At 75.4% G+C, this 22,819-nt stretch carries 25 protein-coding genes and 1 pseudogene; 17 read left to right on the top strand and 9 right to left on the bottom strand.

Features of this window, described 5'->3' with window-relative positions:
- Positions 1 to 38: 38 nt before the first annotated feature.
- Positions 39 to 1,373: a glutamate mutase L gene (locus GA0070214_RS00625; protein WP_091257884.1), complete on the top strand. Its 1,335-nt coding sequence runs from the start codon at positions 39 to 41 to the stop codon at positions 1,371 to 1,373.
- Between the two features lie 157 nt (positions 1,374 to 1,530).
- On the opposite strand, the pseudogene GA0070214_RS00630 reads toward GA0070214_RS00625, so the two are convergent.
- A pseudogene (locus tag GA0070214_RS00630) lies at positions 1,531 to 1,815 on the bottom strand (MmyB family transcriptional regulator); the annotation flags it as partial.
- A 112-nt stretch (positions 1,816 to 1,927) separates the two neighbouring features.
- Here GA0070214_RS00630 and GA0070214_RS00635 point away from each other — a divergent pair.
- The 7 genes from GA0070214_RS00635 to GA0070214_RS00665 all read left to right on the top strand — a co-directional run bounded on the left by GA0070214_RS00635 (position 1,928) and on the right by GA0070214_RS00665 (position 7,620).
- Positions 1,928 to 2,950: a zinc-dependent alcohol dehydrogenase family protein gene (locus GA0070214_RS00635; protein ID WP_091257886.1), complete on the top strand. Its 1,023-nt coding sequence runs from the start codon at positions 1,928 to 1,930 to the stop codon at positions 2,948 to 2,950.
- A gap of 10 nt (positions 2,951 to 2,960) precedes the next feature.
- Positions 2,961 to 3,374 (top strand): (R)-mandelonitrile lyase, encoded by a 414-nt coding sequence (locus tag GA0070214_RS00640; RefSeq protein ID WP_091257888.1) that lies wholly within the window; start codon positions 2,961 to 2,963, stop codon positions 3,372 to 3,374.
- 483 nt (positions 3,375 to 3,857) lie between these two features.
- Positions 3,858 to 4,166, top strand: coding sequence for a hypothetical protein (locus tag GA0070214_RS00645; RefSeq protein ID WP_091257890.1), 309 nt, complete (start codon positions 3,858 to 3,860; stop codon positions 4,164 to 4,166).
- Entirely contained in the window at positions 4,163 to 4,561 is a 399-nt protein-coding gene (locus GA0070214_RS00650) for a hypothetical protein (protein WP_091257892.1), read from the top strand. Before GA0070214_RS00645 ends, GA0070214_RS00650 begins: the two co-directional genes overlap by 4 nt.
- Before the next feature lie 69 nt (positions 4,562 to 4,630).
- A complete protein-coding gene (gene lnt / locus GA0070214_RS00655) occupies positions 4,631 to 6,235 on the top strand; it encodes an apolipoprotein N-acyltransferase (protein ID WP_091259754.1) in 1,605 nt (534 codons plus the stop codon).
- Positions 6,236 to 6,260: 25 nt separating this feature from the next.
- A complete protein-coding gene (locus GA0070214_RS00660; RefSeq protein ID WP_091257895.1) occupies positions 6,261 to 7,049 on the top strand; it encodes a polyprenol monophosphomannose synthase in 789 nt (262 codons plus the stop codon).
- A 55-nt stretch (positions 7,050 to 7,104) separates the two neighbouring features.
- Entirely contained in the window at positions 7,105 to 7,620 is a 516-nt protein-coding gene (locus GA0070214_RS00665; protein ID WP_091257897.1) for an FxsA family protein, read from the top strand.
- A 67-nt stretch (positions 7,621 to 7,687) separates the two neighbouring features.
- Here GA0070214_RS00665 and GA0070214_RS00670 read toward each other — a convergent pair whose 3' ends face one another.
- Positions 7,688 to 8,029, bottom strand: a complete 342-nt coding sequence (locus tag GA0070214_RS00670; RefSeq protein ID WP_046564157.1) for an RNA polymerase-binding protein RbpA — start codon at positions 8,027 to 8,029, stop codon at positions 7,688 to 7,690.
- 222 nt (positions 8,030 to 8,251) lie between these two features.
- Here GA0070214_RS00670 and GA0070214_RS00675 point away from each other — a divergent pair, with 222 nt between their 5' ends.
- Positions 8,252 to 9,733, top strand: coding sequence for a peptide MFS transporter (locus tag GA0070214_RS00675; protein WP_091257898.1), 1,482 nt, complete (start codon positions 8,252 to 8,254; stop codon positions 9,731 to 9,733).
- A gap of 7 nt (positions 9,734 to 9,740) precedes the next feature.
- On the opposite strand, the gene GA0070214_RS00680 is transcribed toward GA0070214_RS00675, so the two are convergent.
- The 3 genes from GA0070214_RS00680 to GA0070214_RS00690 form a co-directional block, all read right to left on the bottom strand.
- Positions 9,741 to 10,331, bottom strand: coding sequence for a pyridoxamine 5'-phosphate oxidase family protein (locus GA0070214_RS00680; RefSeq protein ID WP_091257900.1), 591 nt, complete (start codon positions 10,329 to 10,331; stop codon positions 9,741 to 9,743).
- 73 nt (positions 10,332 to 10,404) lie between these two features.
- Entirely contained in the window at positions 10,405 to 11,556 is a 1,152-nt protein-coding gene (locus GA0070214_RS00685) for a hypothetical protein (RefSeq protein ID WP_091257902.1), read from the bottom strand.
- Positions 11,557 to 11,582: 26 nt separating this feature from the next.
- Positions 11,583 to 12,161 (bottom strand): XRE family transcriptional regulator, encoded by a 579-nt coding sequence (locus GA0070214_RS00690; RefSeq protein WP_091257905.1) that lies wholly within the window; start codon positions 12,159 to 12,161, stop codon positions 11,583 to 11,585.
- 97 nt (positions 12,162 to 12,258) lie between these two features.
- On the opposite strand from GA0070214_RS00690, the gene GA0070214_RS00695 reads away from it, so the two are divergent.
- Positions 12,259 to 13,677, top strand: a complete 1,419-nt coding sequence (locus tag GA0070214_RS00695; protein ID WP_091257908.1) for an MFS transporter — start codon at positions 12,259 to 12,261, stop codon at positions 13,675 to 13,677.
- On the opposite strand, the gene GA0070214_RS00700 is transcribed toward GA0070214_RS00695, so the two are convergent.
- Positions 13,632 to 14,987, bottom strand: a complete 1,356-nt coding sequence (locus GA0070214_RS00700; RefSeq protein WP_091257910.1) for an MFS transporter — start codon at positions 14,985 to 14,987, stop codon at positions 13,632 to 13,634. The genes GA0070214_RS00695 and GA0070214_RS00700 overlap by 46 nt on opposite strands.
- Before the next feature lie 71 nt (positions 14,988 to 15,058).
- Here GA0070214_RS00700 and GA0070214_RS00705 point away from each other — a divergent pair, with 71 nt between their 5' ends.
- From GA0070214_RS00705 to GA0070214_RS00725, 5 genes are all read left to right on the top strand, one after another.
- Positions 15,059 to 15,709 (top strand): TetR/AcrR family transcriptional regulator, encoded by a 651-nt coding sequence (locus GA0070214_RS00705; RefSeq protein WP_244167485.1) that lies wholly within the window; start codon positions 15,059 to 15,061, stop codon positions 15,707 to 15,709.
- Between the two features lie 56 nt (positions 15,710 to 15,765).
- Entirely contained in the window at positions 15,766 to 17,079 is a 1,314-nt protein-coding gene (locus GA0070214_RS00710) for a flavin-containing monooxygenase (protein WP_091257912.1), read from the top strand.
- Positions 17,076 to 17,900, top strand: coding sequence for an SDR family NAD(P)-dependent oxidoreductase (locus GA0070214_RS00715; protein WP_091257917.1), 825 nt, complete (start codon positions 17,076 to 17,078; stop codon positions 17,898 to 17,900). Before GA0070214_RS00710 ends, GA0070214_RS00715 begins: the two co-directional genes overlap by 4 nt.
- Before the next feature lie 9 nt (positions 17,901 to 17,909).
- On the top strand, positions 17,910 to 18,419 hold the full coding sequence (locus tag GA0070214_RS00720; protein ID WP_091257918.1) for an NUDIX domain-containing protein: 510 nt from the start codon (positions 17,910 to 17,912) through the stop codon (positions 18,417 to 18,419).
- A gap of 184 nt (positions 18,420 to 18,603) precedes the next feature.
- A complete protein-coding gene (locus GA0070214_RS00725) occupies positions 18,604 to 19,152 on the top strand; it encodes a GNAT family N-acetyltransferase (protein ID WP_091257919.1) in 549 nt (182 codons plus the stop codon).
- Positions 19,153 to 19,333: 181 nt separating this feature from the next.
- Here GA0070214_RS00725 and GA0070214_RS00730 read toward each other — a convergent pair whose 3' ends face one another.
- On the bottom strand, positions 19,334 to 19,756 hold the full coding sequence (locus GA0070214_RS00730) for a YkvA family protein (RefSeq protein ID WP_091257920.1): 423 nt from the start codon (positions 19,754 to 19,756) through the stop codon (positions 19,334 to 19,336).
- 339 nt (positions 19,757 to 20,095) lie between these two features.
- On the opposite strand from GA0070214_RS00730, the gene GA0070214_RS00735 reads away from it, so the two are divergent.
- Together GA0070214_RS00735 and GA0070214_RS00740 are read left to right on the top strand one after the other, a co-directional pair.
- Positions 20,096 to 20,635: a DUF1062 domain-containing protein gene (locus tag GA0070214_RS00735; RefSeq protein WP_244167486.1), complete on the top strand. Its 540-nt coding sequence runs from the start codon at positions 20,096 to 20,098 to the stop codon at positions 20,633 to 20,635.
- Positions 20,636 to 20,811: 176 nt separating this feature from the next.
- Complete coding sequence (locus GA0070214_RS00740) at positions 20,812 to 21,297, top strand: DnaJ family domain-containing protein (protein WP_091259758.1); 486 nt, start codon at positions 20,812 to 20,814, stop codon at positions 21,295 to 21,297.
- 10 nt (positions 21,298 to 21,307) lie between these two features.
- Here GA0070214_RS00740 and GA0070214_RS00745 read toward each other — a convergent pair whose 3' ends face one another.
- Positions 21,308 to 21,763: a DUF6069 family protein gene (locus GA0070214_RS00745; RefSeq protein ID WP_091257922.1), complete on the bottom strand. Its 456-nt coding sequence runs from the start codon at positions 21,761 to 21,763 to the stop codon at positions 21,308 to 21,310.
- 13 nt (positions 21,764 to 21,776) lie between these two features.
- Positions 21,777 to 22,799 carry an RNA polymerase subunit sigma-70 gene (locus GA0070214_RS00750; protein WP_091257923.1) on the bottom strand — a complete coding sequence of 341 codons (1,023 nt, stop codon included), beginning with the start codon at positions 22,797 to 22,799 and terminating at the stop codon, positions 21,777 to 21,779.
- Positions 22,800 to 22,819 lie beyond the last annotated feature (20 nt).

Below are 22,819 nucleotides of genomic sequence, written 5' to 3' on the forward strand. Positions count from 1 at the left end.
TTGCGAGTTCCGAAGTCGCGAAGGAAGGACAGCTCCGGGTGAACCTCGCCGTCTGCGCCGACGTCGGGTCGACGTACACCAAGGCGGCGGTGGTCGACCTCGACGGCGGCCGGCTCGTCGCGGCGGCGGCCGCGCCGACGACCGTGGGCACGGACGTGCTGCACGGCCTGGACGCCGCGGTCGGCGCCGCCACCGCCGGGCTCACCGCCGGTGACCTGCCCTGGTACGTCTGCTCGTCGGCCGGCGGTGGCCTGCGCCTGGCCGTCGTCGGCTACGAGCCCCTCGTCACCGCGCAGGCCGGCCGGCGCGTCGGGTTGTCCGCCGGGGCGAACGTGGTGCACGTGGCCGCCGGGCGGCTCGGTCAGGCCGACCTGACCGCGCTGCGCGCCGCCCGCCCCGACGTGGTGCTGCTCGTCGGCGGCACCGACGGCGGCGACGCCGACACCCTCACCCACAACGCCACCCGGCTGGCGCGGGCGCGCTGGCGGGTGCCGGTGGTGCTCGCCGGCAACGCCGACGCCCGCGACGACCTGCACGCCCTGCTGGCCGCGGCGGCGGTGCCGGTCACGGCCGCCGACAACGTGCTGCCCCGCATCGGGGTGCTCGCGCCCGCGCCGGCGCGCGCCGCGATCCGGGAGGTGTTCCTGCGGCACGTCATCGGCGGCAAGAAGCTGTCCCGCGGCGGCCGGTTCGCCCGCCTGGTGCGGGCCGCCACCCCCGACGCGGTGCTCACCGGCGTGGAGGTCCTCGCCGACGCCCTCGGCGGCGATCTGGCCGTCGTCGACGTCGGCGGCGCCACCACCGACGTGTACTCGGTGCTCACCCCGGACGAGCGGGACACCGGCCCCAGCCAGGAGGTCGCCGGCACCCTGTGGCGGGCCCGCACCGTCGAGGGGGACCTCGGCATGCGGTGGAGCGCCCCCGGTGTGGTCCGCGCCGCCGCCGAGGAACGCCTCCTCGCCCCCGGCGAGGCCGACGACCTGGCCGCGGCGGCGGCGGTGCGGGCCGCCGACCCCGGCTTCCTGCCCGCCGCCGACGCCGACCGGGCCGCCGACCGGCGCATCGCCGCGCTCGCCGCGACGGTGGCGCTGCGCCGGCACGCCCGCGGCGCCGCCACCGGGGAGCGCGCCGGCCGGGACCTGCGCGACGTCAAACTGATGGTCGGCTCCGGCGGGGTGCTGCGGCACGCCCACCCCGGCGACGCCGCCGGGGTGCTCGCCGCGGTCCTCGGCGACCATGCCGGCGGGTGGCCGCTGCCGCGGGCAGCCCGGGCCGTCGTCGACGTCGACTACGTGCTGGCCGCCGGTGGCCTGCTCGCCGCCGACCACCCGGGTGCGGCGGCCGCGCTGCTGCGCCGGCACCTCGCCGGCTGAACGCCCGGCACCGCGCCGTCGCGATACCTATTCGGCGGGGAGCCGCTCGCCGCGGGCGTCGGCCTCCCGGGAGGCCGCCCAGCAGGCCAGCAGCCGCAGCTTGTCCCGCCGCGGCGGATCCCGGCTCCGCGGTGTAGATCACGAGGGAGAGGCCGGGTTCGGCGGTCATCGCGAGCGTCTCGAAGGCCAGGGTGAGGTCCCCGACGGCCGGGTGGTGGAAGCGTGTGGTGCCGGTACCGTGCCGCCGCACGTTGTGGGCGCCCCAGCGGGTGCGGAACGCGTCGCTGCGGGTGGACAACTCGCCCACCAGGTCGTGCAGGTCCTTGTCGTGGGGGTCCCGGCCCGCCTCCGTGCGCAGGATGTCGACGGCCTGGGCCAGGTGCAGCAGGTGGGCGCGTTCGGCGTCGTCGAGCTGCAGGGCGGCGGCGGCCGCGGCAGCCATGTACTGCCGGTACACCCCTCAGCAGGAACTCCCTGCCCGTGCGGAAACGGAGTTACCTGGACCCGCAGCGGGGAACTCGCAGGAAGATCACTCATCGGCAAGGGAGAACGACATGCGTGGCGTCGTCATGCACGCACCCGGCGACGTCCGGGTGGAGGACCGCCCGGATCCGCGGATCGAGCAACCCACCGACGCGATCATCCGCGTGTCGGCGGCCTGCGTGTGCGGCTCGGACCTGTGGCCGTACCGCGGGGTGCAGAAGGTGGAGGGCCCGACGCCGATGGGCCACGAGTACGTCGGCATCGTCGAGGAGGTCGGCGCCGACGTCACGAGTCTCACGCCCGGCCAGTTCGTGGTCGGCTCGTTCTGGGCGTCGGACAACACCTGCGAGATCTGCCGGGCCGGCTACCAATCCGCCTGCGTGCACCGGGTCCCCATGGGCATGCTCGGTTCGCAGGCACAGCTCCTGCGGGTGCCCCTCGCCGACGGCACCCTGGTCGCCACGCCCGAGGTGCCGCCGGCCGACCTGATCCCCAGCTACCTGACCGCCTCCGACGTGCTCGGCACCGGCTGGTTCGCCGCGGTCGCCGCCCAGGCCGGCCCCGGCCGGACCGTCGCGGTCGTCGGCGACGGCGCCGTCGGCCTGCTCGCCGTCCTCGCCGCCCGGCAGCTGGGCGCCGAACGGATCATCGCGATGAGCCGGCACGAGTCCCGGCAGAGGCTCGCCCGCGAGTTCGGCGCCACCGACATCGTCACCGAACGCGGCGACGAGGGCGTGGCCCGGATCAAGGACCTGACCGGCGGGCTCGGCGCGCACTCGGTGGTGGAGGCGGTCGGCACGCAGGAGTCGATGATGCAGGCCATCCACGCGACCCGCGCCGGCGGGCACGTCGGGTTCGTCGGCGTCACCCACGACGTGGCCGTGCCCGGCATGGAGCTGTTCTGGTCCCTGGCGCACCTGCACGGCGGCCCGGCACCCGTGCGGCGGTTCCTGCCGGAACTGATGCGCCTCATCGGCGACGGCACGATCAACCCGGGGAAGGTCTTCGACCTCGACCTGCCCCTCGACCAGGCCGCCGAGGGCTACCGGGCCATGGACGAACGCCGCGCTGTCAAGACCCTGCTGCGACCCTGAAGGAGCGTCGATGGAACTGCGGCCCGTCAACCCCACCGTCAGGACACCCGCCCGGAACTTCACCGGCGACGTCTACCTGACCCCCGTCTACAACGGCACGGAGCCGTCCCGGATGACCGTGGCGCTCGTGCGTTTCACCCCGGGCGCCCGCACCCACTGGCACTCCCACGCCGTCGGGCAGACCCTGCACGTCACCGAAGGGGTGGGGCTGGTCGGCACCCGCGACGGGACGGTGCTGCGCGTACGCGCCGGCGACACCGTCATCTGCCCGCCCGGTGAGGAGCACTGGCACGGCGCCACCGGGAACACGTTCATGAGCCACCTGGCCATGCTGGAGGCGCTGCCCGGCGGGCAGGACCCCACCACCTGGCTGGAACCCCTCCCCGACGAGCAGTACCAGGCGGCGCACCAGGGAAACCCCTGAATGCCCCCGTGTCCGGCCCTCGACAACCCTCGGAGAACCGGCGTTCGCATCGAGACGCGCCGACGCGACACGCCGTGTCGCAACACACGACAGGCCGAGGTGGGTTGACAGCGGCGGGGGTGCACGCCGTACCGTCTTTGAGTCCTACCACGGGAAGCGGCTGTTGTTCGCTTCGTCCCTTCGTCCGCTGGCCGAGCGACCGGAAGGTTGCGGCGGCCAGGTCCAGCGGGCGGGGGTCGGCGGGGCGGCGCGAACCGGCCGCGATTACCGGTGTACGGGCAGGGTGAGAGGCACGGCCAGTAGACAACGGCCAGGCGGGGGCAGCCAGTCCACGTCGGGTCGGTCCGAAGGTCGGCGCCGATCGTCCTCGCCCCACCGGCCGGGAAGGGCCTGGGAGCATCGGGGCGCGGCGCGAGCCGCGCCCCGATTTTCGTGCCCGCCGAAGACCCGCCCGAGGCGGTGCCACCGGCTATGCTGCGCGGTATGACCGGAGCGGTGCGGAAGTTGTCGATCTCGGTCCCGCCCGACGTCGCCGAACGCCTCGAACGGGAACCCAACGCCAGCGCCTTCCTCGTGCACGCCGCGCGGGCACTGATGCGCCGCGAAGCCCTCGACGCCGAGCTGGCCCACCAGGGCGTCACCGTCACCGAGGAAGGCGTCGCCCGGGCGCGGGCGGCACGCGCCGCCGTCGACGTGGCCTGGCCCGCCGAGCGCTACCAGGCGATCCGGGAGCGGGCACGGCAGGCCGCCACCGACGGCGAGGACCTCGCCGCCCGGGGCACCGCCGCGTGAGCGACCCCGACGGCCCACCCGTGCGGCTGGTCCTCGATCGGTCGGCGCTGCTGGCGTACCTGGCCGGGTCGGTGCACGTGGGGGAGACGCTGCACGAGGTGATCGCCGACGGGGTGCGCTTCGGGGTGGCGGCGGTCGCCGCCGCCGAGGCGTACGCGGGCGTCGACGACCCGAAGGACCGGGCGGCGCTGCGCCGGCTGCTCGCCCTCGACGCCTGCGCCGTCCTGCCCACCGACGGCGGGGCGTGGCAGGAACTGGCGTACTGGCGGGGCTTCACCGGGCGGGTCGACCTGGCCGCGACCGTGCTGGCCTGCCTCGACCACGACGCGCCGATCCTCACCGGCGAGGCCCGTTACGGCACCGACGCCCTGCCGCTGATCCTGCTGCCCGACTGACCCGGCCCGGACGGGCCGGCGGGGCCGTCCGCCGGGTAGCCTTCGGCGCGTGATCGTGGTGAGGTGCCGGTGACGACGCTCGACCGGGAAGAGACCCGTGCCACCGGCGGGGCACGCCCCGGCGCCGGCGGACGGCCGCTGCCGCTGAAACTGGCCGTCCCGGCGGCCCTGCTGGCCGGTCTGGCGCTGCTTGTCGCCTTCCCCCCGTACGGGCTGTGGCCCCTCGCCCCGGCCGGTGTGGCGCTGCTCGCCGCCGCGGCGCACCGGCGGCGGCTGCGCGCCGGCGCCGGGCTGGGCTTCCTCGCCGGGGTGGCGCTGTTCGCGCCGCTGCTGGAGTGGACCAACCTGCACACCGGCTACCTGCCGTGGCTGCTGCTGTCGCTGCTGCAGGCCGGCTACCTCGCGCTGCTCGGCGCCGCCACCGCCTGGGTGTCCCCGCTGGTCGACCGGCACCGCGCGGCGTGGCCCCTGGTCACCGGGGTGCTGTGGGTCGGGCAGGAGGCGCTGCGCGACCGCACCCCGTTCGGTGGGTTCCCGTGGGGGCGGCTGGCGTTCAGCCAGGACACCTCCCCGCTGCTGCGCCTGGCCGCGCTGGGCGGCGCCCCGCTGGTCACCTTCGCCGTGGCCCTCGCCGGCGGGATCCTGCTCACCCTCGCCTGGCGCGACTGGCGCCAGCCCGCCGGGCTGTGGCGGCCCGTCGCCGGGCTGGCCGCCGCCCTGGCCGCGGTGCTCGCCGCCGGCCCCGCCGTCCCGGCCGGCGTACGCGGCGGCGGGGACGGCGTCACCGTCGCCATCGTCCAGGGCAACGTGCCCCGCCTCGGGCTGGACTTCAACGCCCAACGGCAGGCCGTGCTCAACAACCACGTCGACGCCACCCTGAAACTGGCCGAACAGGTCGCCGCGGGCACCCAACGCCACCCGGACCTGGTGGTGTGGCCGGAGAACTCCAGCGACATCGACCCGCTGCGCAACCCCGGCGCCGGCGAGCGGATCACCCAGGCCGCCGACGCGATCGGCGCGCCGATCCTCGTCGGCGCGGTGCTGCTCGGCCCCGGCGAGGGCCAGGTCCGCAACGCCGGCCTGCTGTGGCGCCCCGGCAGCGGCCCCGACCTGGACCAGCTCTACACCAAACGGCACCCCGTCCCGTTCGCCGAGTACGTGCCGCTGCGCGAGATCGCCCGCATGGTCAGCTCCGAGGTCGACCGGGTCCGCTCCGACTTCGTCCCCGGCGCCACCCCCGGCGTGCTGGAGACCGGCCCGGCCATCCTCGGCGACGTGATCTGCTTCGAGGTCGCCTACGACGGCATCGTCCGGGACACCGTCACCGGTGGCGCGCAGCTGCTGGTGGTGCAGACCAACAACGCCACCTTCGACGTGGCCGAGGCCCGCCAGCAGCTGGCCATGGTCCGGCTGCGCGCCGTCGAGCACGGTCGCGCCGCTCTGATGGCCTCCACGGTCGGTGTGTCCGGGTTCGTTTCCCCGGACGGGCGGGTAGACGGGGCCACCGGGTTCAACACCGCCGCAGTGGTGGTGCGGCAGATGCGGCTCGGCGACGGGCGTACCCCGGCCACCACGGCCGGGGTGTGGCCGGAGGTGGCCCTCGCGGCGCTCGCCGTCGCGGCCCTGGCCGGCGCGGCGGTGCTGCGCCGCCGCCGGGAGGTCGACCCGGGGTAGGACGACGAGCGGGAGGCGGTACACGGTGGGCGTGGTAGCCGACAGGCGGACGGTCGGCCATCCCGGGGTGGGACGGGTCCTCGTGGTCATCCCCACCTACAACGAGGCCGACAACGTGCACCGGATCGTCGCCCGGGTGCGGGAGGCCGCGCCGGGCGTGGACATCCTCGTCGCCGACGACAACAGCCCCGACGGCACCGGCGCCATCGCCGACGGCCTGGCCGGCGCCGACCCGCACGTGCACGTGCTGCACCGTCCCGGCAAGGACGGGCTCGGCGCGGCCTACCTGGCCGGCTTCGCCTGGGCCCGGGAGCGCGGCTACGACGCCGTGGTGGAGATGGACGCCGACGGCTCACACGCCCCGGAGGACCTGCCGGCGCTGCTGGACGCCGCCCGCGACGCCGACATGGTGATCGGCTCCCGGTGGACCCGCGGCGCGCGGGTGCTGAACTGGCCGCTGCGGCGGTTGCTGCTGTCCCGCGCCGGCAACCTGTACGCGCGGCTGGCGCTGGGCGTGCCGGTCTCCGACGCCACCGGCGGGTACCGGGTGTACCGGGCGGCCGCCCTGGACGCCATCGACCTGGCCTCGGTGCGGTCCCAGGGGTACGCGTTCCAGGTGGAGCTGTCCCGGCTGGCGCACCGCGCCGGGGTGCGCATGGTCGAGGTGCCGATCACGTTCGCCGAGCGGGAGCACGGCGACAGCAAGATGAGCCCGCTGATCGTGGCCGAGGCGCTGTGGCGGATCACCACCTGGGGGCTGCGGGACCGGCGGGCCGCGGCGCGCCGCCCCGACGCGCTGGCCCGCTGGCCGTGAGCGCGGGCGTGTCATGCTGGAGGGGCGTGATGACACCCCGGGCGGATGAGGTGAGATGCGCCGAGGACTGAAGTACGTACCACCGGCCCTGCTGCTGCTGACGCTGCTGGAGCTGACCGTTTTCATCCTGGTGGGCCGCGGCGTCGGGTTCGGGTTCGCGGTGCTGCTGGTGTTCGCGGCCTCGCTGCTGGGCCTGGTGCTGCTGCGCCGGGAGGGCATGCGGGCCTGGCGCGGCTTCCGGGCCGCCGCGGAGTCCGGGCAGCCGCCGGGCCGGCAGGTCACCGACGGCCTCGTGGGCCTGCTGGGTGCGCTGCTGCTGGCGCTGCCCGGCCTGGTCAGCGGCGTGGCGGGGCTGCTGTTGCTGGTGCCGCCGGTGCGGCGGCTCGCCGGCGCCGGGGTGCGCCGGGCCACCGAGCGCCGGGTGTCGTCGATGGTCGCCGGTGACCTGTTCGGGCCGCGCCGGGTGCGGGTGCGCCGCGGCGCGCCGCAACCCACCCCGGCCCCGCAGCAGCCGCCCGTGACCGAGCCGGGCCGGGCCATCGAGGGGGAGATCATCGAACCCGGCCGGTGAGAACCGGACAGACATGACGAAGCGCCCCCGGGGTGATCCCGGGGGCGCTTGTCGTCGTTACGGATGCTCAGGCGCGACCGCGGCGGGTGCGGACCTCCTGGAGCCGCTCGGCGAGGATGTCCTCCAGCTCGGCGATCGAGCGCCGCTCCAGCAGCATGTCCCAGTGGGTGCGCGGCGGCTTGGCCTTCTTCTGCTCGGGCTCGCTGCCGTCGACCAGGCGGGCGACGCTGCCGTCGAACTTGCACTCCCAGGTCGTCGGGACCTCGGCGTCGACGGCGAACGGCACCTCGAACTGGTGCCCCTTCGCGCAGAGGTACTCGCGGGTCTGACGCGGCGCGAGCTCCGTGTTGCGGTCGGATTCGTAGCTGACTGCGCCCAGCCGGCTACCGCGCAGCATACGCTCGCCCATGATCGACTTCCCCTCGTTCGTGGTGCTGGTCTTCAGGTGTAACGGTCCGTCACCGCCGGCCCATTCCCGGCCACGCCGAAGGCCCGGCGCGGGGTCGGGATCCTCAAGGGTAGCCGGTCATGACAGCTGCCCGGCGGGGTCGTCCCCGGCCGGGCCGAATCGGTGGAGTGTTTCGACTGTCAACGGGGATGTTAGCCGCCTCCACGCCCTGCGGAGGTGACGATGCCCGGTGACGCGCCGGCCGAGGTGCGACCCCCCGGCGGGAAGACCTTCTTCGGTCACCCGCGGGCCCTGTCCACCCTGTTCCTCACCGAGATGTGGGAGCGGTTCAGCTTCTACGGCATGCGGGCCATCCTGGTGCTGTACCTGACCGCGTCGGTCGCCGACGAGGGCCTGGCCATCGGCGAGTCCACCGCCAACGCCGTCTACGGCACCTACAACGCCATGGTCTACCTCATGGCGCTGCCCGGCGGGTGGGTGGCCGACCGGCTCATCGGCGCACGGCGCAGCGTCCTCTGGGGTGGCGTGGTCATCGCGGCCGGCCACTACGTGATGGCCGTCCCCGCCCGGTGGAGCGTGTTCGCCGGCATGACGCTCATCGTGCTCGGCACCGGCCTGCTCAAACCCAACATCTCGACCATGGTGGGCGACCTCTACGACCGGGACTCGCCGCGCCGCGACGCGGGCTTCTCGATCTTCTACATGGGCATCAACCTGGGCGCGTTCATCGCCCCGCTGATCACCGGCTTCCTCGGCGAGAAGATCAACTGGCATCTGGGCTTCGGCGCCGCCGCCATCGGCATGACCTTCGGCGTGCTCCAGTACGTGCTGGGCCGGCGCAACCTGGGCGACGCCGGCGCCCGCCCGGCCGACCCGCTGCTCGGCGCGGACCGGCGGCGGGCGCTGACCCGCATCGCCGTGGTCACCGTGGTGGTGCTCGTGGTGCTGGCCGTGCTCGCCCTGATCGGCCTGTTCACCGTCGACACGGTGGTGAACCTGCTCACCGTCGTCACCGTGCTGGTCACCATCGCCTACTTCGCCCGGATCCTCACCGACCGGGAGATCAGCGGCACCGAGCGCAGCCGCATGAAGGCGTACGTGTGGCTGTTCGTCTTCGCCGCCGCGTTCTGGCTGATCTACGACCAGGCCGGGTCGGTGCTGAACATCTTCGCCGAGGACCAGACCGACCGGAACGTGGGCGGCTTCACCTTCCCGGCGTCCTGGCTCCAGTCGGTGAACCCGATCCTGATCATCATCGGGGCGCCGCTGGCCGCCGCGCTGTGGCTGAAGCTCGGCCACCGGGTCTCCACGCCGACGAAGTTCGCCGTCGGCCTGGTGCTCAACGGTCTGTCGTTCGTGCTGATGGCCGCCGCCGCGCAGGCCGCCGTCGGCGGCGACCTGGTGTCCCCGTGGTGGCTGGTCGCCGTGTACGCGATCCAGGTCGCCGGTGAGCTGGCGCTGAGCCCCGTCGGCCTGTCGGCCACCACGAAGCTGGCCCCGGTCAAGTACGCCAGCCAGATGCTGGGCCTGTGGTTCCTCGCCACCGCCGTCGGCGACGCGATCGGCGGCCAGGTCGCCCGGCTCGCCGACCGCTGGTCCGAGCCGACCTACTTCCTGACCTTCGGCCTGGCCTCGGTGGTGCTCGGGCTCGCCGCGGTGATGTTCACCCGCCAGATCCGGCACCTCATGGCCGGCATCCACTGACCGGGAATCACCCGGCCGGTGTGGGTGGCAGCGGCAGCGGCAGGCCGGGCAGCCCGTCGATGCTGGTGGCGACGTGGTCCTTGCCCTCGAAGTACCTGCTCAGCGACGCGTCGTCCTCGCGGGCGAACCGCCGCCCGTGCAGGTCACGGTCGGCCTCGTAGGTCATCAGCGGCACGGCGTAGCCGCAGGTGTCGCGGATCAGCTCGGCGTGGACCACGACGATCGCCCGCAGGCCGTGCGGGCCCGGGTCGATGCCGGGGAAATGGCCCAGCAGCTGTGGCCAGCGCGGATCGTCGCGGAACACCGGCTCGCCGCGACCGTGCACCCGGACGATGTTCGGCGGGCCGTCGAACGCGCACCACATCAGCGTGATGCGGCCGTTCTCCCGCAGGTGCGCGACGGTCTCGGCGTTGCTGCCGGCGAAGTCCAGGTAGGCGACCGTCAGCTCGTCGAGCACCGCGAAGGAGCCGCGCAGGCCCTTGGGGGAGAGGTTGATGGTGCCGTCGCCGGCGAGGGGGGCGGTGGCCGTGAAGAACATCGGCTGCGCCTCGATGAAGGTCCGCAGCCGCCCGTCGATGCGCTCGTACGTCTTACCCATGCCCTGATCATGCTCGCCGGCGGCGATCTCCTGCCGCCCCGTCCCAGCCCGTGGCCGGCGGGCGGTCCGCGCGTCAGCCGGTGCGGGAGCCGAGCCGCGCCAGGGCGCTGGCCAGGTCGCTGACCTGGTCGGCGAGCTGGCCGGCGCGACGCTGGGCGGCGTCGCGGTCGGTCTCGGCGGCGGCCAGCCGTACCGTCAGCTCGGCCAGCCGGGCCTCGACGGCGGCGGCGGCCTGCCGCGCGGCCGTCAGGTCCGCGGCGAGGGCGTCCCGCTCCTCCCGGGCGGCTGCGGCCGCCGCGACGGCCTCCGCCCGGCCGGCCTCGACCCGCTCCCGCGCGGCCTGCGCCTGCGCGGCCTCCTCGCGAGCCTGCTCGGCGGCCTCCTGCCCGGCCCGCCGCGCCTGCTCGGCCTCGGCGCGGGCCCGGTCGGCCTCGTCACGGGCCGCCGTGGCGGCGGCACGGGCCGTCTCGGCGTCGGCGCGGGCCCGGTCGGCGTCGGCACGCAGGCCCTCGGCCCGATCGAGGGCCTCGCCCGCCGAGCGGGTGGCCCGCTCGGCGTCGACCCGGGCGGCGTCGCGTTCGGCGGTCAGGTCGGCGACCCGCCGACGCTCACCGTCGCGTTCGGCCCGCACGGTCCGCAGCTCGTCGCGCGCGGCGTCGCGGTCCCGCTCGGCCTGCACCCGCAGCGCCTGCGCCGCCCCGGCCGCACCCCGCGCCTCGTCCCGGGCCGCCTCGGCGTGCCGGGCCCGGTCGGCCGCCGCGGTGGACGCCGCCTCGGCCCGGTCGGCCCGCTCCCGGGCGGTGTCGCGTTCGGCCCGCGCCGCCTGCGCGTCCTGGCGGGCCCGGGCGGCGGCCGCGGCGGCGTCCTCGGCGTCCCGGCGGGCCTCGTCGCGTTCGGCGTGTGCCGCCGCCACCTGGGTGGCCGTCTCGGCGCGCACCTCGGCGAGCTGCCGCTCCACCCCGGCCGGGGACAGCTCGGCGTGCAGCGCCTCGGTGAGGGTCTCCACGATCTGGTCGAGCCGGTCGACCGCCTCCCAGGTGCGGGCCACCTGCCCCGGTAGCCCGGGGGCGTTGCGGTGGCGCATCCGGGAGTTGCGCGAGGCCCGCTGGCAGGCGCCGTCGTTGTCCCGGCAGTACCGGAAGGGGCGGCCCGCGCCGGCGCGCTGCGGCACGTCCCGTCCACAGTGGGCGCAGGGGCGGGTCTCGGGGGCGGGCTGGGCGTCCATCGGCGGCGAAGTCTAGTTGCCGCGGGTCACGACGGCGTCGACGGGCCGGTGCGGACGACGGCCTGGTCGCCGTGCGGCCCGAACAGGTGCAGGATCTCGACGGTGTCCGTGCCGGCCGGGCCGAACCAGTGCGGCTCGCCGGTGTCGAACTCGGCGACCTCGCCGGGGGAGAGGGTGAACTCGCGGTCACCGAGGACGAGGCGGAGGCGGCCGGCGAGGACGTAGAGCCATTCGTAGCCTGCGTGGGTGACGAGGCTCGGCTCGCGCGGCGCGAGGACCTGCTTGAAGACCTGGACCCGCCCCGGATACTGGGTCAGCGGCACCACCACGCCGCCTCGGCGCCGCCGATGGGGTCGCAGGTGGACGCGGGGGTCGCCGGTGGCCGGCGCCGCCACCAACTGGTCCAGGGCGACGCGGTGGGCGCGGGCCAGGGGGATCAGCAGCTCCAGGGTGGGGCGCCGCTTGCCCGACTCGAGCCGGGACAGCTTGCTCACCGAGATGCCGGTCCGGGTCGCGAGGGCCTCCAGCGTGAGCCCGCGGTCGCGGCGCAGCGCCCGCAGCCGGGGCCTGATGCCGTCGAGGAGTTCGGCCACGTCAGCTTCCATGCCTGCCATCTTTGCGGTTTCCGCAAAAGTGCTGGGGCCGGGGCTCCGCCCGGCCCGAGCATGGCGGGGCAGGTTCCCCGACCCTGGAGGTGAGCGGATGGCCACGACATCCCTGACGGTGCGACCCGACCTGACCGTGCGCCGGCGGTGGGCGGTGCTGGCGATCTGCGCGCTCAGCATGCTGCTGGTCGGCCTGGACACCACGATCGTCAACGTCGGCCTGCCCGCCGTCGGCCACGGGTTGGGGGTGGGCACCCGGAGCCTGGAGTGGGTGGTGGACGCCTACACCGTGGCGGTGGCCAGCCTGCTGATCTCCTCCGGAGCGCTGGCCGACCGGCTGGGCCGGCGCCGGGTCTTCCGCTGCGGCCTGCTCGTCTTCGGCGCTGCGTCGCTGGCGTGCGCGGTCGCGCCGTCACTCGGCGCGCTCGTCGCGGCGCGGGCCGTCCAGGGGATCGGCGCGTCGATGCTCAGCCCGGTGGCCCTGGCCATCGTGGTGAACGCGATGCCCGACCCGCGGGAGCGGGCGCAGGCCATCGGGATCTGGGCGTCCGTGTTCGGGCTCAGCATGGCGGCCGGACCGGTCGCCGGCGGCGCGCTCATCGGGGCGTTCGGCTGGCGGTCGGTGTTCTGGATCAACGTCCCGGTCGTGGTGGCCGCGCTCGTGCTGAGCGCGCTGTTCGTACCGGAGTCCCGGGCGGCGCGGGCCCGGCGACTCGACCTGCCCGGGCAGGTTCTGCTCACCGTCATGGTGTGCGTCAGCGTCGCCGTGCTCATCGAGGGTCCGCGCGTCGGCTGGGCGTCACCGCCGGCCTGGGCCGCGTACCTGGTCGCCGCCACGGCCGCGGCGGGTTTCGTGGCGGTCGAGCGGCGTCGCCCCGAGCCGCTGATGGAGCTGGGGCTGTTCCGGCGGCCGGCCTTCACCACGGCGGTGCTGGGCGCGGTGGCCGTGTTCGTCGCGCTCACCGTCAGCCTGCTGCTCACCACGCTGTACCTGCAGCACGGGCACGGCTGGACCCCGCTCGCGGCGGGGACCGCGACCCTGCCCCTGGCGCTGGGCGCGACGGTCTGCGCGCCGCTGTCGGGCCGGCTGGCAGGGCGGTACGGGGCGCGCCGGCCCCTCCTGCTCGCCGGGACGTTCCTCACCGTCGGCGGGCTCAGCCTGGTCGGCCTGCGGCCCGACCCGGATCCCCGGCAACTCGTGCCGGCCTACCTGCTCATCGGCATCGGCTTCGGCTTCGCCAACGCGCCCATCACCAACACGGCGGTGAGCGGCCTGCCCCCGGCCCGCGCCGGCGTCGCCGGGGCGATCACCTCCACCGCCCGGCAGCTCGGCTCGGCCATCGGCATCGCCGTCGCCGGCGGGCTCGTCGCCGGGGTCGCACCGGCGGGCCTGGCCCGCGCGTCCCGCCCGGGGTGGGTCCTGGTCGCGGCCTGCGGCCTGTTCCTGTTCGTCGTCGCGCGCGCCGCCCGTCACTCGCCGCCGGCGTCGGCGCGGGCCGTGGCGTCGAGGGTGTAGCGGCGTTGCAGCAGCACGGCGACCACCATGACGGCGGCGGGCAGCAGGCCGAAGCCGTACCGGATCGCCGCGAGCGCACCGGCCGACTGGGTGACGGCCTGCCCGGCGGCGGAGGCCACGAAGCCCCCGGCGGCCAGGCAGAGGGCGTAGGCGTAGGGGCCGAGCGCCGCGCCGGTGGCCTCGGTGGCGGTCCACACCCCGGTGTACGTGCCGGCCCGATCGGTATCAGCGGCGCGGATCACGTCGGGCAGCATCGAGAAGGGCAGCAGCTGCATCCCGGCGAACGCCACCCCGAGCACCGCCACGGCGGCGACCAGCACCGGCAGCCCGGCCGGCCGGCCGACGGCCAGCACCAGCGCGCCGGCGGCGAAGGCGAGCTGCGCGGCAAGCAGCGCCCGCTGCTTGCCGACCCGCCGGGCCACCGCCAGCCAGGCCGGGGTGACCAGCAGCGCCGGCGCGACGAACGCGGCGACCAGCACGGTGGTGAGCTTCGGACGGCCCAGCTCGTATTCGGCGTAGTAGGGCACCCCGGCCAGCACCAGGTGGGTGGTGGTCGACATGGCCAGGTAGGCGCCCACCAGCCAGCGGAACTGCCGGTCGCGCAGGCTCGCCGCCAGGGCCCGCCACCCGCCCGCCCCGTGCGACGGCGAGGACACCGCCGCGGTGCGGCGCAGCCGGTCGATCCCGGCGACGCCGACCGCCATGGCGGCGAGCATCCCCACCGCGAGCAGCGCCGCCATCCGCAGGTAGCCGCCGCGGGTGGCGGCGTCCCCGCCGGCCAGCAGCGGCGCGAGCAGCCCGGAGACCAGGATGCCGAGGGTGAGCACCACCATCCGGAACGCCATGAGCCGGGTCCGTTCGTGGTAGCCGATCCGCAAGTCCGCCGGGGTGGCGAGGTAGGGCACCTGGTAGGCGGCGAAGAGCAGGTTCCCGGCGACGAAGAACAGCGCGACCCAGGCCGCGGCGGCGGGGCTGCTGAGCCCGCCGGGCACCGCGAACAGCGCGGCGAAGGCCAGCGGCAGGGCGCAGCCGGCGAGCAGCAGCCGCCGCCGGTGGCCACGGCGGGCCTGCTCGACGTCGCAGCGGTGCCCGATCCAGGGGTGCAGCAGCACGTCGGCGATCTTCGGCAGCAGCAGGGTCAGGCCCGCCAGCCACGGGGCGACCGCGAGGACGTCGGTGAGGAAGTAGAGCAGCAGCAGTCCGGGCACGGTGACCCAGACGCCCATGCCGAGCGAGCCGGCGGCGAAGCCGGCCAGCGGGCCGCGCGGCAGGGCGGCGGCGGTCCGGTGCCGCTCGTCGAGCCCGGTCATGGCCGCCTCCTCCCGGGGGCGCGCCGCCCCCAATCCAACGGATGCTGGATTGTAGGGGCAACAATGGCGGGATGACCATGCCCCGCCGCCGACCCGGCCGGCCCCGCCGCGACGACCAGCGGCCCACCCGCGACCTGGTGCTCGCCGCCGCCACCACGCTCTTCGCCGAGCGGGGCTTCGACGCGGTCGGCCTGCGCGACGTCGCCGCCGCGACGGGCGTCGACGTGGCCACCGTCGCCCACCACACGGGTACGAAGGCGCAGCTCTACGACGCGTGCTTCGCCCGGGTCTTCGCCGCCGAACGGGAGGTCCTCGAGGCGGCCGGTGAGCGCGCCCGGGCGGCCCTCGCCACCGGGCCGGCCGACGCGCTGCGGGCGCTGCACGACCTGGTCGACGTGTTCGTCGACTTCCTCGAGGACCGGCCGGAGACCACGGCGCTGTGGCTGCGCCGCTGGCTGGAGCCGCACCGGCACGCCGACCTCGACCAGCGTTACGCCGCACCGCTCTACACCCTGGTGGAGGAGCTGCTCGCCGCCGCCGCGGCGGGCGGCGCGCTGGTCGAGCCGGCCCCGCACGTCACCGTGCGCAGCCTGGTCTGGGCGGTGCACGGGCACGTGGTGGCCCTCGCCGCGCAGCAGGGCTCCGGCGCCCGGGAGCGGCGCGAGTTCCGGGCGTTCGTGCACCGCTTCCTCGACGGCCTGTACCCGCCGGCCACCCCTTGACGGGCCGCCGCCCGCCGGGGATTATCCAGCGGTCGTTGGATTAAGGAGGCAGGGGCATGGCGGCACCACCCCGGGTGGCGGTCATCGGCGCCGGCGCGGCCGGACTGGCCACCCTCAAGGCGCTGGCCGACGCCGGCGTGCCGGCCGTCGCGTTCGAGACCGCCGACACCGTCGGCGGCCTCTGGGTGTACGGGTCGCCCGGCTCGCCCGCGTACCGGACGCTGCACCTGAACACCAGCAAGGGGCGCACCCAGTTCGCCGACCACCCGATGCCGGCGCACTGGCCCGACTACCCCGACCACACCCGCATCGCCGGCTACCTCACCGACTACGCCGACCGGTTCGGGCTGCGCGACGCCGTGCGGCTGCGGCACACCGTCGAGCGGGTCACCCGGGCGGCCGACGGCGGCTGGACCGTGCACGCCACCGGACCCGACGGACCGGTCCACCTCGACGTCGAGGCGGTGGTGGTCGCCAACGGGCACAACCGGGTGCCGAAGCGGCCCGACCCGTACCCGGGCGACTGCGCCGCGGAGCAGCTGCACAGCCACGACTACCGGGGACCGGAGCAGCTCGCCGGCCGGCGGGTGCTGGTCGTCGGCGGCGGCAACTCCGCCATGGACATCGCCGTGGACGCCTCGTACGCCGCCACGCGCACCCTGCTGTCGCTGCGCCGCGGCGTGTGGGTCGTGCCCAAGTACCTGCTCGGGCGACCCTCCGACACCCTCAACGGGGCGCTGGCCCGCCGGCTGCCGTGGCGGCTGCGCCAGCGGGTCAGCCAGACCATGCTCACCGCCACCGTCGGCCCGCCCGCCCGGTACGGGCTGCCCGCCCCCGCCCACGGCTTCCTCCAGGACCACCCCACGCTGTCCGACGGGCTGCTGTCCCGGCTCACCCACGGCGACATCCAGGCCCGCCCCGGCATCGCCCGGTTCGCCGGCACCAAGGTCGAGTTCACCGACGGCCGCGCCGACGAGGTGGACCTCGTGGTCTGGTGCACCGGCTACCGGGTCGAGATCCCCTTCCTCGACGCCGACCTGCTCGGTGACGGCGCCGACCGGCTGCCCCTCTACCGGCACGTGTTCCACCTCGACGCCCCCGGGCTGGCCTTCGTGGGGCTCATGCAGTCCACCGGCGCGGCGTTCCCGCTGGTCGAGGCCCAGGCCCGGCTCGTCGCCGCGCGGCTCGCCGGCACCTGGGCACCGCCGGACCGGGCCCGGCAGGCAGCCGCCTGCCGCGCCGAGCTGCGCGCTGCCACCACCCGGTGGGGGCAGCGCCGGCCCCACATGCGGGTCGACTTCGACGCGTACCTGACCGAACTGGAGCGGGAACTCGCCGCCGGGCGGCGCCGGACGGAGGTGCGGCCGTGAGCGGGCTGGCCGGACGGCGGGTGCTGGTCACCGGCGCCCGCGGCACCTTCGGGCGGCACCTGTGCGCCGCGCTCACCGGCGCGGGCGCCCACGTCGTCGGGCTCGACCTGCACCCCGACGAGCACGGCGAGGTGCCGGTGCTCGGCTGCGACCTGACCGACCCGGCCGCCGTGCCGGCCGCGGTGGCCACCGCCGTGGACCGGCTCGGCGGGCTGGACCTGCTGGTCAACAACGCCGGCGTCGGCGGACCCGCCCCCGCCGAACTGCCGCCCGACGAGGTGGTCCGCCGGCAGCTGGAGGTGAACCTGCTCGCCGCGTGGCGTACCACGGCGGCGGCGCTGCCCGCCCTGGAGGCCGCCCGCGGCCGGGTGCTCTTCGTGGCCAGCCGGATGGCCGTGCTGCCGCTGCCCCTCGCGGCCGCGTACGGGGTGAGCAAGCGGGCCCTCGTGGCGTACGCGGACGCGCTGCGCCACGAGGTCGGCACCCACGTCGGGGTCAGCGTCGTCTACCCGAGCATGGTCGCCTCACCGATCCACGACAGCACCGCCGAGGCAGGGCTGTCGCTCAGCGGGGTGTCCCGGCTGGAGCCCGTCGAGGGGGTCGTCGCGGCGATCCTGCGCGCCGCCACCGCCCGCCGGGCGCCCCGGGACGTGGCCACCACCGGGCGGGGGCGGCTGGAGCTGGCCCTCGCCCGCCACGCGCCGGCGCTGGCCGACCGGCTGGTACGCCGTACCGTCGCGGGGCGGTTGGCCGCCGGGGACCTGGACGGCGCGCCGCTGGCCGCCGGCATGGTGCGGCGGCATCGGGAGCCCGGCCGGTAGGGTGCCGCCATGCCGCTGTCGCCCTACGTCGCCCGGATGCGCCGCCACATCGGACCCGAGCTGCTGATGCTGTACGGGGTCAGCGGCGTGGTCACCGACGACACGGGGCGGCTGCTGCTGGCCCGCCGGGGCGACAACGGCCGCTGGTCCGTCCCGGCCGGGATGGTCGACCCGGGTGAGCAGCCGGCCGACGCGCTGGTGCGCGAGGTCTACGAGGAGACCGGCGTCAAGGTGGAGATCGACCGGATCGGCGGGGTCGCCACCCACCCGGTGGTCTACCCCAACGGCGACGCCTGCGAATACCTCAACGTCTGGTTCCACTGCCGGGTGGTCGGTGGGGCGCCCACCGCCGACGGCGACGAGTCCCTCGCCGTCGGCTGGTTCGACCCGGACGACCTGCCCGAACTGGACGACTGGTCCCGGCTGCGGATCTCCACGGCACTGCGCGACGACCGGGCCGCCTGGTACGCCGCCCCGGGCGAGCGCCACCCGGCGCTGCACCAGCCGGACAACCTCTGACGCTCGACGCGGCGGCCGCTGTCCGCGGCGGGCGCACCTCCGGTCAGAAAGTGGGGGCGGCGATTACCACCAACCCGCCGACCGCGACCTCCCCGCCGTCCGTCCTGCCCGGACCCTGCCCACCGGGTACCACCCGGCGAGGGCGGGCTCGCGGCGCGGCGGCGTGACGGGCCACACTACCGGGATGCCGATCGTGCTCCACGCCGCCGCCACCCCCTCCGCCCCCGGCCTGCTGCTGCGGCCGTGGCGCGACGACGACGCCGAGGCGCTGCTGGCCGCCTACCGGGACCCGGTGCTGCGCAGCTGGACCCGGTACCCGGTGACCACCCGGGCGGAGGCCAGGGCGTTCCTGCGCCGCAGCCGGCAGGGCTGGGCGGCCGGCAACCGGTTCAGCTTCGCGGTACTGGAGGCCGCGCCCGACGGGGAACGGCTCGTGGCCAACGTGGTGCTCAAGGACGTCACGCCCGGGCGTCCGGCCGCCGAGGTGGGCTACTGGACGGCCGTGCCGGCCCGCGGGCGCGGCGTCGCGCCGCGGGCCGTGGAGGCGGTCACCGGCTGGGCGTTCGCCCGCTTCGGCGCGAGCGGCCTGACCCGCCTGGAGCTGCTGCACCAGGTGGACAACCCGGCCTCCTGCCGGGTGGCGGAGAAGAGCGGGTACGCCTTCGCGGAGGTGCTGCCGGCCCGGCCGCCGTTCCCGCGCGACGGCCACCGCCACGTCCGCCTGCTGCCCTGAGCCGGGACGCGCTCAGCGGCCCCGTTGCCGGCCAGCCGGGTGAGGGTGAGCACGGGCACCGCGACCCGCAGCCCGAACAGCGCGGTGAAGACCGGCAGCAGCAGCACCGCGCCACCGAAGCCGGTCACCGCGGACAGCACGGCCAGCAGGAACGCCGCCGCCGAGGCCGCCAGCAGGCCGCTCAGCGCTCGCGCCCCTCGGTGCTCTCGCCGGTCGGCGCCGGGCCGAGCAGGCGCAGCAGCAGCCGGGGCTCACCCGGCCACGCGTCGAGCAGCACCTGCCGCGGCACCTGCCGGCCGGCGTAGCGCAGCGCGAGCGCCACCACCACGATGTCGTCCAGCGGGCCGATGACCGGCAGGAACTCCGGGATCAGGTCGATCGGGCTGGCCAGCCAGAGCCCCGCGAACACGATCGCGACCTTGGCCCGCCGCGGCACCCGGGGGTCGCGGCGCAACCGGCGCACGGTGGTCAGGCAGTCCGGGATGAAGGCCGCCAGGTCGCGCAGGATGCCCGGCGGCAGCCGCCGCGCGAGCAGCACCAGCAGCGCCCAGCTGGCCAGCAGGCAGACCACCGCGACCCCGAGGCCGATGAGCCAGTCACGCACGCCGCTGGTACCTCCCGCCCGGTACGGGCCGCCCGCCGGCCCACGAGGAATGTACGCCCCGAGACATGAGGGTCAGTCGTAAACCGTTTGAGCCCTGCTTCCGCGGTCCCGTAGGTTGCCCGCAACCCGTCGCACCGAGGACAGAGGACAAAACCGCGTGACCCCGCCTGCTCTCTAGACCTGACATCTTCTTCCGCTCACCGGTAGCCGACGCTCCCGTCGGTTCCGCCGGGCTGCCCCTGTGCGCCCGGTCGTACAGCGATTGAGGCCGCGCGTGATCGGCCTCGTGTCAGGTCGAGAGATCAGGTCTAGCGAGTCATGTCTTCATCCCCTCATATCGTGCTGCCCTGGGTTGTCCGTCGGACCAGGCTGCCGCTGCTGTCGTTGCGGTGCGTGGACTGCCGGTCGGAGTCGGCGACCACCGGCGACGGCAGGTTCCGGGTCAACGCCAACGGCAAGCTGCTGGACGTGTGGTTGCTGGTCCGCTGCGTGTCCTGCGACCGGACGAGCAAGCTCACCGTGTACGAGCGGGCGGCGGTCAGGTCCATCGATCCAGGTGAGTTGCACGGCTACCACGTCAACGATCCGGAGCTGGTGGCGTCCCGGCTGTTGGATCCGCTGCTCGCCCGGCGCAACCGCTTCACCCTGGACTGGACGGATGCCTGGCGGCTGGACACCCCGCCGGAACGGCTCGACGAGACGTGGCCGGTGCGGGTGGACGTCGTCTTCGAGGACCCGGTGCCGGTGCGCCCGGAACGGCTCATCGCGCAGGGGCTCGGCCTCAGCAGGACCGAGGTGCTGCGCCGCGTCAAGTGCGACATCTCGCTGCGCCGCTCGACCAGTGCCGATTTCACCTTCACCGTGACGGCCGGGGACTAGCCCGGTGGAGCCGGGCGGGCCACCGCGGCCCGCCCGGCTACACCCACGAAACCAGCCGATACCGGACACACGGAGCTTCGTGGTCGAGTTCCTCAGCCCCGGGAACAGGCGGGTCCCGGTCGGCGCTGAAACGGGTCGGTGACCGGCGGATACGGTGGGAACGGGAGGTGACGGCGGTGACGACAGGCTGGGAGGCCGCGGTCGAGGCGCAGATCCGCTCGGCCCAGGAGCGCGGCGAGTTCGACAACCTGCCGGGGGCCGGCAAGCCGATCCCGGGCCGCGACCTGCCCTACGACGAGGGCTGGTGGATCCGCAGCTTCCTGGAGCGCGAACAGCTGCCCGGCGACCTTCTGCTGCCCACCCCGCTGCAACTGCGCCGCCGCATCGAGAAGCTCCCCGCCGAAGTCCGTGACCTGCCCACCGAAGAGTCGGTGCGGGCGTACGTGGCGGCCCTCAACGCCGAGGTGGTGGCCTGGCTGCGCACACCCACCGGACCACGCGTGGTGGTGCGCCCGGTCAACGCCGACGACACGGTCCGCGACTGGCGCGCCGCCCGGGAGCGGGCCGCCGCCGAGCGGGTGACCGCCGCCGCGGAGCCGGCGCCCCCGGCGACGGCCACGCCGCCGCGCCGTCGCCCGTGGTGGCCCTGGCGACGGCGCTGAGCCACCACCGTCAACCGCTCCGGGTGTGGAGGCTCCGCGCCAGGGTGGGGATCATCACCGCCGCAGGGACGAGGTGCAGCCCGAGGAGGGCGGTCGTGGTGGCGGTGTCTCCCCCCGCAAGGAGGGGCGGGACCAGCGAGATCGCGGTCAGCGACACCGCCGTCCACACGAAGCGCTGGGCGGGGCGCGCGCTCCACCGCAGCAGAGCCGCGGCGATGACGACGCCCACGACCGAGAAGAAGCCGGTCACCACGGCGAACCCGGGCAACGGGATCGTCTCGCCGCGATCGGGGATCTCGAAGTCGACGCCGGCGGCCCGGGCAAGCGCGGCGGCGAGGGTCGTGACCACCATCGCCGCGAGCGTGGCGACGACGCCGGTGCCGGCGAGCCCGCGGAGTCGGCGGCTCTGGCCGGTCCGGCCCACCGCCGGGCTCGCGACGACCCCGGTGTCATTCATGCTGTCCATGTCGTTCCCTCCGTCATCGGGTGCCGGGCCGGTGGAACTGCTCCGTGCCGTCCGCCGGTAGGCGCTCCGGCAGCCCGAGCCGCGGGAACTGGTCGTCGTGGAAGATGGTGATCTCCGTGATCGCCCCGCCGGTGACGCGCAGGACGTCGATCGTCAGCGGCAGGTACGCGTTCTCCCGCTCCCGCCAGTGGTAGAAGGCGACGGCGGGCTGCCGGTTCACCGAGGTGGGCACGGCGTGCAGGCCCGTCATTTGGTCGAAGCCGTCCTCGATCCAGCTGTTCACCACCGCGTCGCGCCCGACGTCGAGGCCCGGCGTGGGCGGCATCGAGCAGCGGACGTCGTCACGCAGCATCGCGGCGAGCCGGTCGATGTCCGTGGCCACGCTGGCGTCGGTGAAGCGGCGCACCAGGTCGCGCGTCCCGGCGTCCATCTCCTCGCCGGTCCAGTCCTGCCGCTCGGCCGGCAGGTGCTCCCGCATACCGGCGCGGGCCCGCTGCAGCGCGCTGTTCACGGAGTTGACGGAGTCCCCGAGGAGCTCCGCGACGTCCTTCGCCGGCCAGCCGAGCACGTCCCGCAGGATCAGCACGGCCCGTGGGCGCGGCGCGAGGTGCTGGACCGCGACCAGGTACGCCAGCTCGATCGTCTCCCGCGCGACGGCGACGGTCTCCGGCTCGTCCGCGCCGCCCGCGCGCAGCTCGTCGAGCAGCCGGTCCGGGTAGGGCTGCAGCCACCGCACCTCGCCGCCGGTCGCCGGTTCCGGCCGGCACCTGGCGAGCAGGTCCAGGCAGGCGTTGGTGGCGATCCGGTACAGCCAGGCCCGGAACGTCGACCGCCCCTCGAAGGTCTCCCGCCGCCGCCAGGCACGGAGGAACGTCTCCTGCACCGTGTCCTCGGCGTCCTCGAAGGACCCGAGCATCCGGTAGCAGTGCACGTGCAGCTCCCGCCGGTGCCGCTGCGCCATTCCCGAGAACGTCGACTCGTCGACCTCGCCCAGACCGCTCACGCCCAGTTCCTTCAGCCGCGTGCCCGCACTCATCACGTCATCCTTCCGTCTCG

The organism is Micromonospora chaiyaphumensis (assembly GCF_900091435.1).
GTDB lineage: Bacteria > Actinomycetota > Actinomycetes > Mycobacteriales > Micromonosporaceae > Micromonospora > Micromonospora chaiyaphumensis.

Bases quoted from the DNA above. Each gene is read 5' to 3' on its own strand.
- GA0070214_RS00640 (WP_091257888.1), top strand. From the start codon at position 2,961: ATGGAACTGCGGCCCGTCAACCCCACCGTCAGGACACCCGCCCGGAAC.
- GA0070214_RS00700 (WP_091257910.1), bottom strand. From the start codon at position 14,987: ATGACCGGGCTCGACGAGCGGCACCGGACCGCCGCCGCCCTGCCGCGC.
- GA0070214_RS00685 (WP_091257902.1), bottom strand. From the start codon at position 11,556: ATGGACGCCCAGCCCGCCCCCGAGACCCGCCCCTGCGCCCACTGTGGA.
- GA0070214_RS00750 (WP_091257923.1), bottom strand. From the start codon at position 22,799: ATGAGTGCGGGCACGCGGCTGAAGGAACTGGGCGTGAGCGGTCTGGGC.
- GA0070214_RS00665 (WP_091257897.1), top strand. From the start codon at position 7,105: ATGCGCCGAGGACTGAAGTACGTACCACCGGCCCTGCTGCTGCTGACG.
- GA0070214_RS00635 (WP_091257886.1), top strand. From the start codon at position 1,928: ATGCGTGGCGTCGTCATGCACGCACCCGGCGACGTCCGGGTGGAGGAC.
- GA0070214_RS00670 (WP_046564157.1), bottom strand. From the start codon at position 8,029: ATGGGCGAGCGTATGCTGCGCGGTAGCCGGCTGGGCGCAGTCAGCTAC.
- GA0070214_RS00645 (WP_091257890.1), top strand. From the start codon at position 3,858: ATGACCGGAGCGGTGCGGAAGTTGTCGATCTCGGTCCCGCCCGACGTC.
- GA0070214_RS00690 (WP_091257905.1), bottom strand. From the start codon at position 12,161: ATGGAAGCTGACGTGGCCGAACTCCTCGACGGCATCAGGCCCCGGCTG.
- GA0070214_RS00710 (WP_091257912.1), top strand. From the start codon at position 15,766: ATGGCGGCACCACCCCGGGTGGCGGTCATCGGCGCCGGCGCGGCCGGA.
- GA0070214_RS00725 (WP_091257919.1), top strand. From the start codon at position 18,604: ATGCCGATCGTGCTCCACGCCGCCGCCACCCCCTCCGCCCCCGGCCTG.
- GA0070214_RS00705 (WP_244167485.1), top strand. From the start codon at position 15,059: ATGACCATGCCCCGCCGCCGACCCGGCCGGCCCCGCCGCGACGACCAG.
- GA0070214_RS00720 (WP_091257918.1), top strand. From the start codon at position 17,910: ATGCCGCTGTCGCCCTACGTCGCCCGGATGCGCCGCCACATCGGACCC.
- GA0070214_RS00745 (WP_091257922.1), bottom strand. From the start codon at position 21,763: ATGGACAGCATGAATGACACCGGGGTCGTCGCGAGCCCGGCGGTGGGC.
- GA0070214_RS00695 (WP_091257908.1), top strand. From the start codon at position 12,259: ATGGCCACGACATCCCTGACGGTGCGACCCGACCTGACCGTGCGCCGG.
- GA0070214_RS00680 (WP_091257900.1), bottom strand. From the start codon at position 10,331: ATGGGTAAGACGTACGAGCGCATCGACGGGCGGCTGCGGACCTTCATC.
- GA0070214_RS00675 (WP_091257898.1), top strand. From the start codon at position 8,252: ATGCCCGGTGACGCGCCGGCCGAGGTGCGACCCCCCGGCGGGAAGACC.